The organism is Paenibacillus illinoisensis NBRC 15959, assembly GCF_004000925.1.
Classification (GTDB): domain Bacteria; phylum Bacillota; class Bacilli; order Paenibacillales; family Paenibacillaceae; genus Paenibacillus; species Paenibacillus illinoisensis.
Genome location: NZ_BIME01000002.1, coordinates 596,962 through 612,250, shown reverse-complemented (window position 1 = coordinate 612,250; position 15,289 = coordinate 596,962). Strand labels below are relative to the sequence as shown.

Annotated in this window: 14 protein-coding genes; 2 read left to right on the top strand and 12 right to left on the bottom strand. The window is 48.6% G+C overall.

What is annotated here, in order from left to right; all coding sequences use genetic code 11:
• Positions 1–34: 34 nt before the first annotated feature.
• The 10 genes from PIL01S_RS08030 to PIL01S_RS07985 all read right to left on the bottom strand — a co-directional run bounded on the left by PIL01S_RS08030 (position 35) and on the right by PIL01S_RS07985 (position 10,872).
• Positions 35–1,717 carry a CocE/NonD family hydrolase gene (locus PIL01S_RS08030; protein WP_127537068.1) on the bottom strand — a complete coding sequence of 561 codons (1,683 nt, stop codon included), beginning with the start codon at positions 1,715–1,717 and terminating at the stop codon, positions 35–37.
• 96 nt (positions 1,718–1,813) lie between these two features.
• On the bottom strand, positions 1,814–3,148 hold the full coding sequence (locus tag PIL01S_RS08025; RefSeq protein WP_127537067.1) for an FAD-binding oxidoreductase: 1,335 nt from the start codon (positions 3,146–3,148) through the stop codon (positions 1,814–1,816).
• Positions 3,149–3,196: 48 nt separating this feature from the next.
• A complete protein-coding gene (locus PIL01S_RS08020; protein WP_127537066.1) occupies positions 3,197–4,213 on the bottom strand; it encodes an ABC transporter substrate-binding protein in 1,017 nt (338 codons plus the stop codon).
• 35 nt (positions 4,214–4,248) lie between these two features.
• The gene (locus PIL01S_RS08015; RefSeq protein ID WP_127537065.1) at positions 4,249–5,115 is read right to left on the bottom strand and encodes a fumarylacetoacetate hydrolase family protein; all 867 of its coding nucleotides are present in this window, start codon (positions 5,113–5,115) and stop codon (positions 4,249–4,251) included.
• Complete coding sequence (locus PIL01S_RS08010; RefSeq protein ID WP_127537064.1) at positions 5,112–5,954, bottom strand: creatininase family protein; 843 nt, start codon at positions 5,952–5,954, stop codon at positions 5,112–5,114. The genes PIL01S_RS08015 and PIL01S_RS08010 overlap by 4 nt, the downstream gene beginning before the upstream one ends.
• Before the next feature lie 72 nt (positions 5,955–6,026).
• Positions 6,027–7,214, bottom strand: coding sequence for an amidase (locus PIL01S_RS08005; protein ID WP_127537063.1), 1,188 nt, complete (start codon positions 7,212–7,214; stop codon positions 6,027–6,029).
• 21 nt (positions 7,215–7,235) lie between these two features.
• Complete coding sequence (locus PIL01S_RS08000) at positions 7,236–8,048, bottom strand: cysteine hydrolase family protein (protein WP_127537062.1); 813 nt, start codon at positions 8,046–8,048, stop codon at positions 7,236–7,238.
• 62 nt (positions 8,049–8,110) lie between these two features.
• Positions 8,111–9,139, bottom strand: a complete 1,029-nt coding sequence (locus PIL01S_RS07995; RefSeq protein WP_127537061.1) for an ABC transporter substrate-binding protein — start codon at positions 9,137–9,139, stop codon at positions 8,111–8,113.
• A 26-nt stretch (positions 9,140–9,165) separates the two neighbouring features.
• A complete protein-coding gene (locus tag PIL01S_RS07990) occupies positions 9,166–10,044 on the bottom strand; it encodes an ABC transporter permease (RefSeq protein ID WP_127537060.1) in 879 nt (292 codons plus the stop codon).
• Positions 10,045–10,074: 30 nt separating this feature from the next.
• Complete coding sequence (locus PIL01S_RS07985) at positions 10,075–10,872, bottom strand: ABC transporter ATP-binding protein (RefSeq protein ID WP_127537059.1); 798 nt, start codon at positions 10,870–10,872, stop codon at positions 10,075–10,077.
• Between the two features lie 273 nt (positions 10,873–11,145).
• Between PIL01S_RS07985 and PIL01S_RS07980 the strand changes: the two genes are divergently transcribed.
• Positions 11,146–12,744, top strand: a complete 1,599-nt coding sequence (locus PIL01S_RS07980; RefSeq protein ID WP_164764186.1) for a PucR family transcriptional regulator — start codon at positions 11,146–11,148, stop codon at positions 12,742–12,744.
• A gap of 202 nt (positions 12,745–12,946) precedes the next feature.
• On the opposite strand, the gene PIL01S_RS29435 is transcribed toward PIL01S_RS07980, so the two are convergent.
• Both PIL01S_RS29435 and PIL01S_RS07975 read right to left on the bottom strand, forming a co-directional pair.
• On the bottom strand, positions 12,947–13,093 hold the full coding sequence (locus PIL01S_RS29435) for a hypothetical protein (RefSeq protein ID WP_164764185.1): 147 nt from the start codon (positions 13,091–13,093) through the stop codon (positions 12,947–12,949).
• 514 nt (positions 13,094–13,607) lie between these two features.
• Positions 13,608–14,057: a MerR family transcriptional regulator gene (locus PIL01S_RS07975; protein ID WP_127537057.1), complete on the bottom strand. Its 450-nt coding sequence runs from the start codon at positions 14,055–14,057 to the stop codon at positions 13,608–13,610.
• 171 nt (positions 14,058–14,228) lie between these two features.
• Here PIL01S_RS07975 and PIL01S_RS07970 point away from each other — a divergent pair, with 171 nt between their 5' ends.
• Positions 14,229–15,080 carry an aldo/keto reductase gene (locus tag PIL01S_RS07970; RefSeq protein ID WP_127537056.1) on the top strand — a complete coding sequence of 284 codons (852 nt, stop codon included), beginning with the start codon at positions 14,229–14,231 and terminating at the stop codon, positions 15,078–15,080.
• Positions 15,081–15,289: the final 209 nt, after the last annotated feature.

The window sequence follows — 15,289 nt, the reverse complement described above, 5'->3', positions numbered from 1 at the left end:
CTCACTTTGATTGATTTTAATTAATGCTTGCTTTTCATCTTTTTAACGGCAGCCTCAAACAGGATATATCCTGTTCTGTACTGCGAACAGCCGTTGTGGCAATCTTCAACCCACCCGTTCCCGTGCTGTTTATCTCGTCCGTAACACCGTTTGGATGCCGGGCGAATAACGGGAAGGCGCTGCCTGTCAACTCAAGCCGGACATACGAGCCAGCCGGAAGGGTGGCCGCCAAGGGACGCAGCCGGATCTGCGCTGTTCTCCATTCATTGGAAGCATCTGCTCCTTCACTGCAGATTTCCGTGCGACCCACACTCAGTAGCCGGGCCGTCCCTTTCTCGGATACGGTGGTGAGGATGGCTACCAGATCCGTCGGGCCTCCCAATGTTTGGTACTGCACGGATAACTCCGGGGACCCAAAAATCGGGATATCCTCTGCAAGCGGTCCTCCCGTATATACCAGAATCTCTTGCCGTTCCTGAATGGCAGCTCGGTCGGACGGCAGGTAAGAGTCAAGACGCATCGGCAGACGCGAGTCGTATACGAATACATCCGGCACAGCTTCCTCCACATCTTCCTTATGCTTTTCCAGTCTCCCGCCTCCTGCCGCACCGTTCGCCGGGGTCTGTGACCCGGACAAATAATACCATTCGGACGGAGAGTGTCCATCCTGAAATACAGAAGGCAGCTGTTCCGCCGTATGCCATTCATGACTCAATTGGTCAAAATATCGGATTTGCAATTCACCAGGCAATTCCATGTCTTCCTTGCCCTTCAGCCAATAATCAAACCAGCGCAGCTGCTCCAGATGATGACCACCATCTGCCTGCTCGCCATGATCGATTCCGCCCGCTCTGCGCCCCCATGGAATATGGGCCCACGGGCCGACAATGAGCCGATGAAAGCAATCCGGCGTGGCCGTAGCTTGCAGAGCTTCAAACGACTGTAACGTGCCCATGAGGAAACCGTCATACCATCCCCCAATATGAAGCGCCGGCACGGGTTCCTTTACGATATCGTTGATCCAGTTCATCTGTTCCCAGTACTCATCGTACGTTTGATGATCAATCCAATCATAAAATGCGGGAAAGTATTGCTCCAGAATCGGATGCCTTTCATTCAATGGCATTTTCCAAAGCATCTCCTCGGGGCTCCGCATCAATCGGGAGCATTGCTCTGCCGTTTCGAAGTCACCCGCTCTTTGTGCCGTGTCACGAGCCAGCTGGAAAGCCCACGGCAAATGATTGCCAAGTGCAAAGGAGCCATGCGGGTAAAATAATCCATGATACATGTCTGCCGGACACATGCTCGGTGCAATCGCCTTGAGCGCAGGGGGGTGAAGGGAAGCCGCTGCCCATTGTGTTAGGCCTTGATAAGAGAAACCGTACATGCCTACGTTCCCGGTCGAGCCGGACAGACCGGCTGCCCACTTGATGGTATCAAATCCGTCCTCTGCTTCTTGAACAAACGGATTAAATTCGCCTTCCGACTCTCCACGCCCCCTGACGTCCTGAATTACTACGATATATCCCTTACTTGCATACCAGACGGGGTGGGCATGCGTAACGGTAGAAGCAATCGACCGTCCGTAGGGCTGGCGCATCAGCAGCACAGGATATTCTCCTGTCTCGCCCGGCAGGTATATATCTGAATACAACGTTATACCGTCGCGCATCGTGCAAGGGACCTTTCGGCGGATGACCACATTTCCAAATTTCATGCAACTCGCTCCTTTGCTGTAGATACGGATTGACTATTAAAATCCGCATGGCACGTTAACTGCTGCAGGTTGCGCCATTCTTCCGTCACCCGTTGATCAGATACCGCTAACAGCCGAACGCTTTAATTTTTCCTGATTCAAAATGCCCTTCGGGTCATTGCGATGTTTGATTTCCCACAAACGATCATGGGCGTATGATCGCCCGCCTTCCTTCAAATCCCAAGTGTGCGGATTATTTACTCTAACCCGGTTTTCCTCGTAACGTTCCATTAGCTGATTCAGGTTTTCCTCCGTTGTGAACGGAACCAGCGGCAGGCCAGAGATCAGCAAATTTCCGTTTTGGCGGGCAAACTCGATGTGATTCATCACTTCTGGATATTCCTTTTTCATTGATGAGATTTGCTCAAGGGCACTGGAGGGTTCAAAATTTAGCTGCAGGTAGGTCAAGCCAGGGTCTGCCTTGCGCGCCCACAATGTTGTATGATTCCATGTGAAATCGGAGACCCCTACACCTTTGTGATACTGTTCGGCAGAGACCTTCATAGCCAAGTGACCTCCATATTCCGAAAGGATACGTTCAAGCTGGAATTCGTTGGCTGTATCCACTTCCAGTAATGCGACAGCATGATCAGCGGGGAGATCAAGCGGAAGAAAATAGGATGGTACCGGCCATTCATGGATGGAAATTAGCCGTTTCACCAAGGAAGTGTCCTCAGCAACCGACTGCCCGAAGCGAAAAGCCTGTTCAAAACTGTCAAAGGTTACTGCCCATTGCATCCATTCCACTCGGGGAGCCAGATTGATTTCCACTTCGGACAAAATGCCGATTGTACCGTAAGTATGCAGGTAAGGCAGCACCTCGTCTCCCTGGAGCTCAATGGTACGGGGATGAACCTCAACGGTCTTGATTTTTAGAGAACGTACCAGCCCATCCCAGATCGTCCCCCAGCTGATCGAACCGATGCCGCCAAAACCACCGCATAAAAAACCGCCGATCGTCGCGGATTGAAAGGTGGAAGGCATCGTACGCAGCTCATAACCCGCCTTGCGGGCAGTGGATTCCATTTTGCCGAGTCTAGCACCGGCCTGGATCCGCATCGTGCCTTCTCCCATTTCGAGCACCTTGTTGTATTTGGCCAGATTCAGGACGATTCCGCCTGTGACCGGAACGCATTGTCCATAGTTGCCGGTGCCGTTCCCCCTGATCGTCAGCGGAACTCCCAGCTCTGCAGCAATGGAGAGCAGATCATCAAGCTCCTCCTTGGTGCGCGGACTGGCAATGCACTCGGCGACCTTACCCTGCAGCTGACTGGCCAGCACAGGAGAGAAGTGATGATAATCCATCGAATATTTGGCAAGGGCTGCCTCCTCCCACTGCAGCAATTCTGGGTCCATGCGTTCTTTCAATACGGCTATCCAATGTTCATTCATTCGGTTCCCCTCCCGTATGTTGTATAACTGATCTCCCAAAGGAATCTCTTAGGAATTCGGCAAGAACTCATCCGTAAATACTTTGCTGACATCAGGCTCCTCTTTCAATGCCCCAATCTCCTTTAACTGCTTTCCGAGCTCCGTCCAGCGTTCATCTGTCATGTAGCCTACACCATGTGTCGCCGCATCACCTTCATATACAAACGGGATAAGCGCTTCTGCGGCATAGTTCAGCTTTTCTTTCGTAAAATCAGGGTTTTCCTTTAGAATGACGTCATTCACGGTATCATAATTGGTCTTGTAATAATCCCAGCCCTTCATGGAAGCCTCGACATAACCGCGCACAATATCAGGATGATCCTGAATATACTGCTCCGTGGTGAACAGCACATTGGAATACGGGTTATAACCGGCATCTGCCAGTAGCAGGAAATTAATGTCTACATTCTGCTGCTTCATCTCGTACGGCTCACTGGTTACATATCCCTGAATGGCAACCGTTTCATCAGCTACAAAAGGAGCCAGAGAACCGGTATAAGCCAATTCCTTCACGTTACCCAATTGGTATTTACTCTTCACAAAGTCCCAAAACACCGAGCCCGTCCCCACGTATACGGAGCGGTTGTTCAAATCGGCCAGGGAGGACATGCTCTGATTGGCATGAACCATAAGTCCCTGCGGGCTTTTCTGGAATATCGTCGCAATTGCTACAAGAGGGATTCCTTCTTCACGAGCGACCAGCAATTGATCCGCTGTAGCCAGTCCGAACTGCGCCTTGCCTGAAGCCACGATCTGTGTTGGAGACACCTGCGGCCCACCTGCCTGGATGGTCATATCGAGACCAGCCTCATTGTAATATCCTTGTTCCTTTGCCGCATACAGACCCCCGTGCTCTGCTTGTGCAAACCAGTTCGTCACCTGTGTAATTGCCGTCAGTTCCTCGCTTCCCCCCGTAGCAGAGGCATTCTCAGCAGTTGGCTGATTCCCGCAAGCCGCCAGCAATGTGGATAAGGAAAATATTGCTGCGAGTAAAACGACAGTTCCCTTTTGTCTGTACTTGTTCATCTCATTACCACTCCCCAAGGAAAATTACTGATGATTTATACGACTTCCCCTACCGGATTTCGAAGCGTCATAAAGCCACTGATTCTACACTCGGCGACATCTCCTTGCTGAATCTGGACGGATCCGGGTGTGCCCGTCATGATCACATCTCCCGGATAGAGAGTCATCATCTGTGAAAAATACGAGACAATGAACCATGGATGATAAATCATGCGAGACACCGTATTGCTATGAATAACCTCATCATTCAACACAGTTTCAACGACGAGGTTCTGCAGATCACTTATTTCATCAGGTGTTATTAGTTGTGGTCCAAGACTGAAAAATGTATCGAATACCTTGGATCGCTGCAGGAATCTGGGGTTCCGTGCGTGAATGTCCTGGTTAGTCATATCCAGCGTTGCGGCAAAACCTGCAATGACCTCCTGCGCACGTTCTTCCGGCACATTTTTGCAGGTTCGGCCGATGATAATGCCAAGCTCTGCTTCTGATGTCACATTCACATCCTGAGCCGTCAGCTGGATATACTCTTCCGGCCCGATCAGGCTTGAGTCCGGCTTCATGAAGCAGACTGGCTCACGCTCTGGAGGAGTAGATGCGAGATCGATCGCTTTTTGCACATAATTCATGCCAATTCCCCATATTTTACGAGGGTGGCGGAAGAGAGGAGCAGCTATGGCTCCTTCTGAAGGTATGAAAGGGATGGATGAAACTGCTCTATCCCCGTGCTTTTGATACCACTGGATTAGCTCCTCTAGCTGGCCTTGCTGCAAAATCTCCATAACGGAGGTGCCCCATGCGCTTCCTTCCGCCCTGTTGATCTCCTCCAGAAGAAAGAATCGTTCCCTGTGTTCAATTGCTGCTTGTTCACCATCGCCGTGTTTCAGACTGACGAGCTTCACGGGGTGCTTCCTGCTGGCTGTTGAACCGGTTCAGTCCCGCGGACATCGGTGATTTCGAAATCACACAGTTCCTCCAGCGCCTCCGACAAAATTGTTGAGATTCGTTCCTGAATAATGCTGCCTTTCTCAGGTGTGGCCGTCGTAGCATCACCAGCAATGCCGGTAGCAGAGATATCAGCCATCTTCCAGGCGAAACGAATTTTCCCTTCTAATGTAAGAAAGCGGTAAGAGGACATATCAGGAAGCTCTTTGACGAGGAACTCCTCCTTCACCCAGTCCGGTTTAATGGACATCACGAGAGAGGTCTCATAATCACCACCATGAATACCGTATTCCAGCTCCTCGGGAGACAGTAGATCCTCTGCCACATTCAGACTGCTGGGACTGAGATAGAAAACCATCATCCCCGTTCTGATCCGTATTTCTCGTGATACTGTATTTAGCAAATCCACGTTGCCGCCATGGGTGTTAAACAACAGTAACTTGCGAAAACCACTAGCCTTCAGGCTTTCTGCAATGTCCAGCATGATGGCATGCAGTGTGCTCGCCGATAAGGAAATGGTGCCCGGAAGTCCGATATGTTCATTGCTTTTGCCATACGAGACCGGAGGCAGCAGCCAGATCTCCTTATCCGCCCGCACCCGCTCCAGCGTTTGGGATAATGTCGCTTCCCCAATCAAAGTGTCTGTATATACGGGCAGATGGGGGCCATGCTGCTCCACAGCTCCGACTGGGAGAATAACCAGCGCCTTATCCTTCGGCAGTTCTTTGACCTGTTTGCTTGTCAGACGGGGCAAAAATCGTTCCTCCCACGCTGTTCCTTCATATCGTTGAAACATAACTGACACCCTTTCTCCTGCGGCTTTATTGTTTTTACGCGTAGCTTCATGTCCATATATCGAATGATGCTCTTATCCTTTTATTTCTGAATTTACTGCTGAAAGAAAGGATGTGGCCCATTCCAGCAGACGTTGATCCTGTCCCGGACCGGCAATGATCGAAATACCGACCGGGCATCCCAGCACCCCGGCAGCGGGGATCGTAAGCTGCGGTAGACCCGACAAACCGGAAATGCAGGTTAAACGCATCGTTTTCACTCTTCGTTCTTCAATTAAAGGCCCGTCCAAGCCCAGCTTCGGGGCCACTCCAGTCGTCGTCGGAATCACAAGCACCGTATCCGTTCTGAGCAGGTCAGCCATGTGCTTGCGTACCTCAACCCGGCGTTCAGCTGCATTCTCCTGATCTCCACGTTCAACAGTGCTTGCCCAGGAGAATCGCCCTGCCGTATCTGGCCCGAAGGTCGGCTGCTCACGTTCAATCCACGCCCCATGCTCCTGCCATATTTCATAGCCCTGGATCGTCCTGAACATGGTCATCCATTCAGGTAGACCCTGCGGGGCGATGCGAACCGTTTCATGGCTCGCAGCCATGCCGTACAGCAGCTTCAGGTAAGGGGCAAGCGCCTCTTTGCTCTCAGTATCAGCAAGCTCCCACGCATCCTCACCGATGAGCACCCGGCTGAAGCCTGTACCCGAGTCTGTCTGCGGCAAAAGCACTTCTCCTACCCGGTACAGCGTCTCGAGATCCCGTGCCATCCAGCCGACGGTGTCGAAGCTGGGAGCGAGTGGGATAACGCCTTTCGCGGAGACAATGCCATGCGATGGACGCATTCCATAAATTCCACAGTACGAAGATGGCACACGCACCGATCCTCCCGTATCCGTTCCAAGGGAGAAGTCAGCAAGCCCAGCGGCGACAGCTACCGCCGATCCGCTCGATGAACCTCCAGGGATACGATCGGGAGCCCTTGGATTCACTGGTGTTCCATAATGAACATTTTCACCATTCAAGCTGAACATCAGCTCATCCGTATGCGTCATCCCCGTTAGCCTTGCTCCTTGCTCCAATAGCAGGTTGAGCGTTTCCGCGTGTTCCGCCTCGGGCCCATGCGTCTGGAGCCAACGTGGATTACCCGCGCCATTTGTATGGCCACGGACGGCAAACACATCCTTGACCATAAAGCTGAGTCCGTTCAGCCTACCCTGCCCTGTCGGTTCAACGTTTACCTGGTTGACAACGGCGTTCCATTGGTCCTTCATTGCGTCATCCCATCCTTCCGTTCAGCCTTCTAGCGATGCCAGCTCTTCCGAGTTGTTTCTCTCTATAGGGGTCGCTGCCCCGTTCAGCTCTTCTACCAACCAGGTGGAATCCGTAACGAAGCCATAACATTGCTTGATATTGTACAAGGTCGCTTCTATGCAGAAATCCGGGGAGCTTGTTGCCGAGCAATCCTCCAGAAGTATGCCGTCATATCCGAGACAAGCCGCGTCCTGCAGTGTATGCATGACACACTGATCGAGATTTACCCCGGCAAACAACACCGTTTGAATATTAAGATTGCGTAGAATACTATCCAGTGGTGTATCCCAAAACCCGCTCATGCGGTATTTATCCACATAGATATCATCGGTGGACGAATCCAGACCATCGACAATTGCCGTTCCCCAACTGCCTTTCTCCAGCACCTTGGATCCGTTCCCCGGCAGCGGGTCCCCAATGCCGTTGCCCCGCCCATCCGAATTGTATACATGAAGTACGGATGGCGGCACGTTCATTCGGTCTTCCCGGTTGCCCCAGTTCACCCATATCACAGGCACTCCCGCTTTTCGCAGCTCGGGCATCAGTCGGTTCAGCCTGCTGACCGGGTTAAGGAGCGGAGAGGTATCAACCCCAATGGAATCCAGCCATCCACCCGGTGTACAGAAATCATTCTGCATATCGATGACAATAACTGCCGTATGCTCGAGATCAAATATGACTTCCTGCGGCTGTGCAGGGAGGGTTACTGACTTGCCGTACTTTTGCGTTCGCCTTAGATCCACCAGCGTTTCGGACACTTGCCAATAGCTCTTTCGATTTCCAAGTTTGAACATATTAGGTCCCCTCATTTTTTCTGAAATTTCTGATTTGAAGCTTCAAATCCTTTGGTTCAGGTTTATGGCTTCATCAGATACTCCGTTGTAAACGCCTGGGTAACATCTAGTGCCTTCGTTAATCCTCCGCCCTTGATCATCTGATCCTGCAGGGTGCTCCAGCGTTCCTTTGTCATGTAACCAATACCATTTGCCTCAGATTCTTTGTTAAGAATAAAGGGTTTTTCCTGCACTGCTTCATAATTCATTGCTTCTACCGTCATATCGGGATTATAGGTTTGAATAAACGGGTTTACCTTTTCATAGTTGTCTAGATAATAGCTCCAACCCTTCTGACTTGCCTGCACCACAGCTTCAACAACATCAGGGTGCTCTTTAAGATAATCTTCCGTCGTAAAAAGAACGTCTGCATAGTTCGCGTAACCGGAATCGGCGATTTTCAGATAGTCCACCTCAACCCCCTGCTGAGAAAGTGCGTAAGGCTCATTCGTGATGTAACCCTGATTGAGCGAACTCGGGTCATTGATAAAATTGACAAGCTGCCCGTTATACTTCATTTCTTTTACATCTGTCAGATTGTATTGGTTCTTGATATATTCCCAGTAAGGCACCGCTGTACCGATGTATACGGTTTTGCCGTTCAGGTCTGTGAAGTCCTGAATGTTCTCCCCCTTGTGGTACATCAGAACCTGCGGTGTGCTTTGAAAACCGGCAAGGATACCGACAACAGGAATTCCCTGTTCCCGGGCCTTCAAGATTTCATCCGCATAAGAGATACCGAATTCAGCTTTGCCTGCAGCGACAAGCTGCATGGTTGACACCTCGGGGCCTCCTGGCTGAATCGTCATGTCGATCCCTTTGTCCTTATAATAGTTCTGCTGCAATGCCGCAAAATAGCCCCCATCTTCCCCTTTGGCGTACCAGCCCTCGATCAGTTTCACCTGCTTCAAATCTGTTCCGGCTTCCCCACCCGCCGAGGCGGCGGATTCTAGAGCGGAGGAATTGGAGCATGCGCTTAGAAGCAGTAGGATCAAAGATGCAGCCGACAGCAGCCATTTCTTGTAACGAAAGTTCATATGATGTTTGGACATGTTGGATCTCTCCCCCGGTTCTGGTATCATTTCATTGCTGATTCATGCCAGGACTTCAAAAGTTTGTTCGACACCATGTTGATGATCAGGAAAAATGCGATTCCTAGGGCCGATGCTGCTAAACCGCAGGCGAACAGATAAGGAGTTTGCAGGCGGGTTGCTGCAACGGTAATCCCGTAACCAAGTCCGCCTTGTCCGCCACCAATGCCTGCAATGTATTCACCCACGATCGCTCCGACAACCGAACTGGAGCATGAAATTTTCAGCCCTGCCATAATGTACGGGAGTGCCGCAGGAAATCTCAGCCTCCAAATGGTTTGCAGCTTGCTAGCATTATACAAGTAGAATAAATTCTTCATGTTCTGATCCGTTGAGTTCAATCCGATCAGCGTATTCGATAAAATCGGGAAAAAGCTAATTAAGAATGAGATAATTACAATCGCATTTATTCCCGCTCCGAACCAGATTACAATGATTGGTGCTACCGCAACGACCGGAATAGTCTGTAGGATAATAGCGTAGGGATATACGCTTTTTTCCACTGTTTTGGACAGGGCCAGCAGAATGGCCAATGAAATACCGAGCACTACACTGATCGTAAAACCGATCAATGCCTCAACAATGGTTGTGCTTACCGACGTAATCAGATTCGCGCTGTTCTCAGCTGCGGCTGCGGCAATATCGGATGGCTTGGGCAAGATATATGGGGGCATTCCGAGTATCCGCACGATTAATTCCCATCCACCGATAAACAGGACAAACACGACGATTGGCGGCAGAATTTTTTTCAGCAGTCCAATGACTGGGCTCTCTTCTGCCGGATGATGGCTGCGGACATTGTCCTTCCCAGAAGCTCGGATGCCTGGTGTCGTTTCAACGGCTGGATTAGCTACCATCTCTTCCATGTTGCTTCCCTCTCCTCTCATTTCTGGCTATCAATGTTTTAGTACATTGGACACGCTGCGTACATATTCACCGAATTCAGGCTGGGTCCGGAATTCATCATCCCTCGGATAGGCAAACGGAATATCAATGAAATCCGAAATTTTACCGGGACGAGGCGTCATCACTACGACTTTTGTTGATAGGAACACACTTTCGAACACGTTATGCGTAATGAACAGAACCGACATCTTCTTGTCCTGTTCCCAAATATTTAGCAGTTCATTCTGCAGCGTCTGCCTGGTAATTTCATCAAGAGCACCAAACGGTTCGTCCATTAACAGCAGCTTGGGACGAGATATTAACGCTCGTGCAATAGATACTCTCATCTTCATTCCGCCTGACAACTCACGGGGCAGCACCTTCATATAATCCTTCAGACCTACCAACTCTAAAACCCGCTCGCCTTCGGTAATCCGCTCCTTTTTGGATACGCCACGCAAAGTAAGAGGCATGGTGACATTATCAATCAGCTTGGCCCACGGGAGCAGGGTATGCTCCTGAAATACAAAGGCAATTTCATTCTGTTTACGTGCTTCCTTTGGGGAAGTACCCAGCACGGTCAGATGACCGGAGGTCGGTTCCGTCAAACCGGCAATCATATTGAAAATGGTAGATTTCCCGCAACCGGAAGGACCGACAAAACATAGAAATTCTCCTTCCCCCACATGCAGATTCGCATGCTGCACAGCTACAGTGCCATTGGGATAGATTTTGCCGACATCATCGATTACAAGCATGGAACGGCTGTCCTTTTGGGTCGCTGCCTGTTGATTTTGGGTGAGCTGCATCTGAATCCCCTCTTCTCTTTGAAGTTGTGTCCTATCATAAAGCCAAAAAATATACATGTAAATATTCCTTACACAATTTTGGTTTTTTATCTAACGGTATACGCTTTACGTTGGTTCAAAAACAGAATAATCTATGTTTTTGGTCACCTTATATGACATATATATAACAATAGGGATTGCAGGAATTCGACAAGACCCTATATAATTGCTTAAAAAGTTACGCGGTGTCCGGTACCTGATTCAGATATGTATCGTTTAGGAGGATGGATTGACATGCATTTAACTATAGAAGATGCGTTGGCGGTATACCCGTTATCGGAAGGGAAGTTGGCAGCTGGTCAAAAAGGAATTTCTCGAACGATTAGCTCTATCAATTTGATGGATGCGCCGGATGTGATCAACTGGATGAAAGAAGGGGAGCTCTTGTTGACTACAGCTTATGCGATTAGGGATTCACCTGAGGAATTTGTTAATTTGCTGCAAAAGCTGAATGAACGTGGGGCCTCCGGGCTTGGCATCAAGCTTGGTCGATACTGGGCGGAAATACCAGAGATAGCCCTGTTGGAAGCCGATCGGCTGGGCTTGCCCCTAATTGAGCTGCCTTTTGAGTTTACCTTCTCCGAGCAGATCACCGCTCTCTACCAATCCGAGTTCCAACGCGATACCCGCCGGCTGAATGAATTGCTTGAAACGCAGAAGAAGCTGGTTGATTTTGCGATGCAGGCGGATGAGTACACCAATTATTTTCAAAGTATCACAAGCATTTTAGGGGTTCCTTTAGCCATCGTTACCTCTGACGGACAGACCTTGTATAATATGACACGCTGTTCCGATATGGAGCTGTTGAGCGATTGGCCCTGGAATCAGGACAATCGGTTTTACAAGTCGGCGAGGAACCTGTTGTATCGGGTCCCCCTCCTGAAAAACGGAAAGTCATACGGTTATTTGCTGATACAAACTGAAAATCTGCTGGAAGCACATGAAATGGAAGGCATTTTTCACCAAGCTGCCGTTATTCTTTCCTATCATCTGGAGGTCATCCAGAATCAGGAGGCTACTGCGGCAGGCAGTCGTCTTGGCATGGCCATGGAACGTTACTTAAAGGGGAATGCCTCTCTGAAAACGGTGCTCGAATTTGCCGAAGCATTGGGAAGCACATTTTGGAGCACACCCTACGTATGCATGGTATCTTCCACAAGAGCGGATGCTTGGGACCATGAAAGTCAGAGGCGCAAACTGAGGGAGATTCAGAATAGGCTTCAGGACCATCCCAAAACGTCCTCCTTGGAATCCCATCATTTTTATGTGATGAACCGCATATATTCACTCTTCCCCCTTCTAGAAGAAGAGGCCAAGGATCGAAGGAAGTATGAGGATTCGGTACGTTTGTATGCGGATTTGATGCATACATGGGACCACGGAACAAGGACATGTTTTATCAGTAAAGTGAGAACGGGCATGGAGGAGTTCATCGACGGCTTCCGGGAGTGCGGGGATGCTGAGAGAATCAGTACGGAGCTTGGTTTAAGCGAACCGATTGTCATGTTTGCTGACCTGGAGTTTATTTATCTCTTCAAGCATATTCCGCAGGAGGTTATGGTCCGGTATTGCTCTTATTTATTCCGTTCACTCATGGACAAAGAAGAGGAATACACCAGTGAGATGATGCACACACTTGAAGCCTATTTCGCCAACAACGGCCAAGTGAATGAAACGGCACGTGAGCTATATATCCATCGCAACACAGTGCTGTACAGGCTCGAGAAAATTTCGGGGCTGCTGAATCTGGATTTGAAGAATACCGACCATCTGCTGCTCTTAAAGCTGGGACTTATGTTTAGGCACTTGATGTCGCCTGAGAGGCAAATTTAAAAAAGGGCAATTGCCGCCGCACTCTGTTCCACCCAATAAAAAAACCTCAGCAGGTTTACCGAGCTGAGGTTTTTTTATTCATTATACTTGTTCACTCTTATCTTGAGCTGCTGCCACTCTAGTGTCTTTTGATTCCGCTTGAATTTCGCATCAGGTGCTTCGAATACTCCCTAATTGACGACTAGAGCCGCACCTAGCTTATTCATTTAATAACTTCAACCTTTTTATCCCCTGCTGTCTTCGCTACCTCTAACGTTGTGGTACCTTGGATCGCGACGATCACGCCAGCAGCCAGCATAGAAACGATTAAAGCTGCGCTGAGAGTTGTGGACATTTTCTTCTTGACCATAATCATACCTCCGGTATCTATTATGTAATAAGCAACGCAAAATGGACGAGTCGAGGGTGACTACATGATTGCAAAAAAAAGGAATTACAACATTTCAGTTTTTTGTAAAGTAACCCACTTGTTGATTGTATTATAACCTACTGTAAATGATTGTAAAGGGATTTTTTTCTAGGTTTAGATAAAAAAATATTAGGCGCGGAAAATAAAGTTGTCGACTATAACTCCGATATTTGGACTCTTCCAGCACTACATGGCTAGAATGAGAGAAGTAACACTTATATTGGCCTGAAGATAGATGGATATCAACCATTCCTGTGTTTTCATCTCGAGTGCTTTGCGGGATTTTACATATTTGAAGCCAGCGAGTGGTATCAAACCCAGCAGTGATTGTACGTAAACTCTATCAATTCATGGGTCGATGACTGCTCGCTAAAAGTATACTGACCTAGAATGGAATTCATGTTTGAGACTATACTTGATTTCGCACCTGCACTTTGACCTGCGTTTTTGTTCATTATAGATCAACAGCAGAGGAAGCGTAAAATACGTCTCCATGCATATGTTTAATTCGATTCCAGTTAGCGGGATTGGTTGTGTCTAGGGAGCGGTTCTCCATTATTGCTTGATATAGAGCTGTCTTTTCTTCCAAATGCGCTAAGTGCTGTTTGGCTTCTTCAAACTTAGCAAGAGCTGCCTCTCTATGCTCCATCATAAGTGTGTACCGTTGTGGGATCGTTGAATCTCCTTCGAGACAGTAATCAACATACATTTTAATATTTTCAATTGGCATCCCGGATTGTTTGAGACATTTGATGCCATGTAACCAGTTGATTGATTCTTCGTCAAACATTCGAATATTATTCTGATTGCGCTGTACACTTGGCACCAAGCCTTTATCTGTATAAAAGCGAATAGCATGCTCGGTGAGTCCTGTGATCTGCGCGGCCTCTTTGAAGGTGTGCATGAGAAAACCTCCTTGATAAATATAAATTCCAAAGTATGCTTGCCTTCGTGTAACACGAAGGTGATAGGCTCATTGTAATGCAACTCGACCTTGAAGGGAACGCCCTGTTGAGGTGCCCAATTTCGAATCTAGGGCTATTGCATATTACATTTAAATATTAGGAGGAATACTATGCAAACCGTAACATTAAATAATGGGGTAAAAATGCCGATTATCGGCTTTGGTGTTTACCAAGTTCCGGATGCTGAAGAATGTGAGAATGCAGTATATGAAGCGCTGATGGCTGGTTATCGGTTGATCGACACTGCATCCGGTTATTTAAATGAGGAAGCGGTGGGACGTGCGATCAAGCGCAGTGGCGTGCCTCGTGAAGAACTGTTCATCACGACAAAGCTCTGGGTCCAGGATGCCAGTTACGAGAATGCTAAGCTTGCTTTTAACAAATCCTTAAATAAGCTGCAGTTGGATTATCTCGATTTGTATCTCATACACCAGCCGTTTGGTGATTACTACGGTGCTTGGCGTGCAATGGAAGAGCTGTACCATGAAGGTAAAATCAAGGCGATCGGTGTTAGCAACTTCCTGCCCGACCGTCTGATGGACCTTATTGTGCATAATGAGATCGTGCCAGCTGTTAACCAAGTCGAAACTCACCCGTTCTATCACCAAACCGAGAGTGCCACCTTTATGAAAGAACAAGGAGTTCAACATCAGTCGTGGGCTCCGTTCGCTGAAGGGCTTAATAACATGTTTGGCAACGAAGTGCTCATATCCATTGCTGCAAAACACAGTAAGTCTGTCGCGCAGGTCGTGCTGCGTTGGCTTGTCCAGCGTGGAATCGTTGTAATTCCAAAATCAGTGAAAAAAGAGCGGATCGTCGAAAACTTCAACATATTCGATTTTGAGCTCAGTACCGAGGATATTGAACAAATTACGGCCCTTGATACTCGGAAGAGTCTTTTCTTATCGTATCACGATCCGGAAGTCGCCAAGATGATGGGAAACTGGAAGATTGATCTGTAAACCATATTGTAATGTGCAAAAAGAATGTTGATCTGCCAGATCAACATTCTTCGTTTTTCTTATCCATCCGATTTCAAAAGCAGACTATCTCAGGACACGTACATTGAAGCATTCTACATCCATATAACCTTGTTGTGTTTTGAGATTCAAGTTGTATATCCCAATTCGGTCTCCCCGATCGTGTCCTCATCCCAATGGATAGACTTCAC

Coding starts and splice junctions, on each gene's coding strand:
- PIL01S_RS08030 (WP_127537068.1), bottom strand. CDS start 1,717: ATGAAATTTGGAAATGTGGTCATCCGCCGAAAGGTCCCTTGCACGATG.
- PIL01S_RS08025 (WP_127537067.1), bottom strand. CDS start 3,148: ATGAATGAACATTGGATAGCCGTATTGAAAGAACGCATGGACCCAGAA.
- PIL01S_RS08020 (WP_127537066.1), bottom strand. CDS start 4,213: ATGAACAAGTACAGACAAAAGGGAACTGTCGTTTTACTCGCAGCAATA.
- PIL01S_RS08010 (WP_127537064.1), bottom strand. CDS start 5,954: ATGTTTCAACGATATGAAGGAACAGCGTGGGAGGAACGATTTTTGCCC.
- PIL01S_RS08005 (WP_127537063.1), bottom strand. CDS start 7,214: ATGAAGGACCAATGGAACGCCGTTGTCAACCAGGTAAACGTTGAACCG.
- PIL01S_RS08000 (WP_127537062.1), bottom strand. CDS start 8,048: ATGTTCAAACTTGGAAATCGAAAGAGCTATTGGCAAGTGTCCGAAACG.
- PIL01S_RS07995 (WP_127537061.1), bottom strand. CDS start 9,139: ATGTCCAAACATCATATGAACTTTCGTTACAAGAAATGGCTGCTGTCG.
- PIL01S_RS07990 (WP_127537060.1), bottom strand. CDS start 10,044: ATGGAAGAGATGGTAGCTAATCCAGCCGTTGAAACGACACCAGGCATC.
- PIL01S_RS07985 (WP_127537059.1), bottom strand. CDS start 10,872: ATGCAGCTCACCCAAAATCAACAGGCAGCGACCCAAAAGGACAGCCGT.
- PIL01S_RS07980 (WP_164764186.1), top strand. CDS start 11,146: ATGCATTTAACTATAGAAGATGCGTTGGCGGTATACCCGTTATCGGAA.
- PIL01S_RS29435 (WP_164764185.1), bottom strand. CDS start 13,093: ATGGTCAAGAAGAAAATGTCCACAACTCTCAGCGCAGCTTTAATCGTT.
- PIL01S_RS07975 (WP_127537057.1), bottom strand. CDS start 14,057: ATGCACACCTTCAAAGAGGCCGCGCAGATCACAGGACTCACCGAGCAT.
- PIL01S_RS07970 (WP_127537056.1), top strand. CDS start 14,229: ATGCAAACCGTAACATTAAATAATGGGGTAAAAATGCCGATTATCGGC.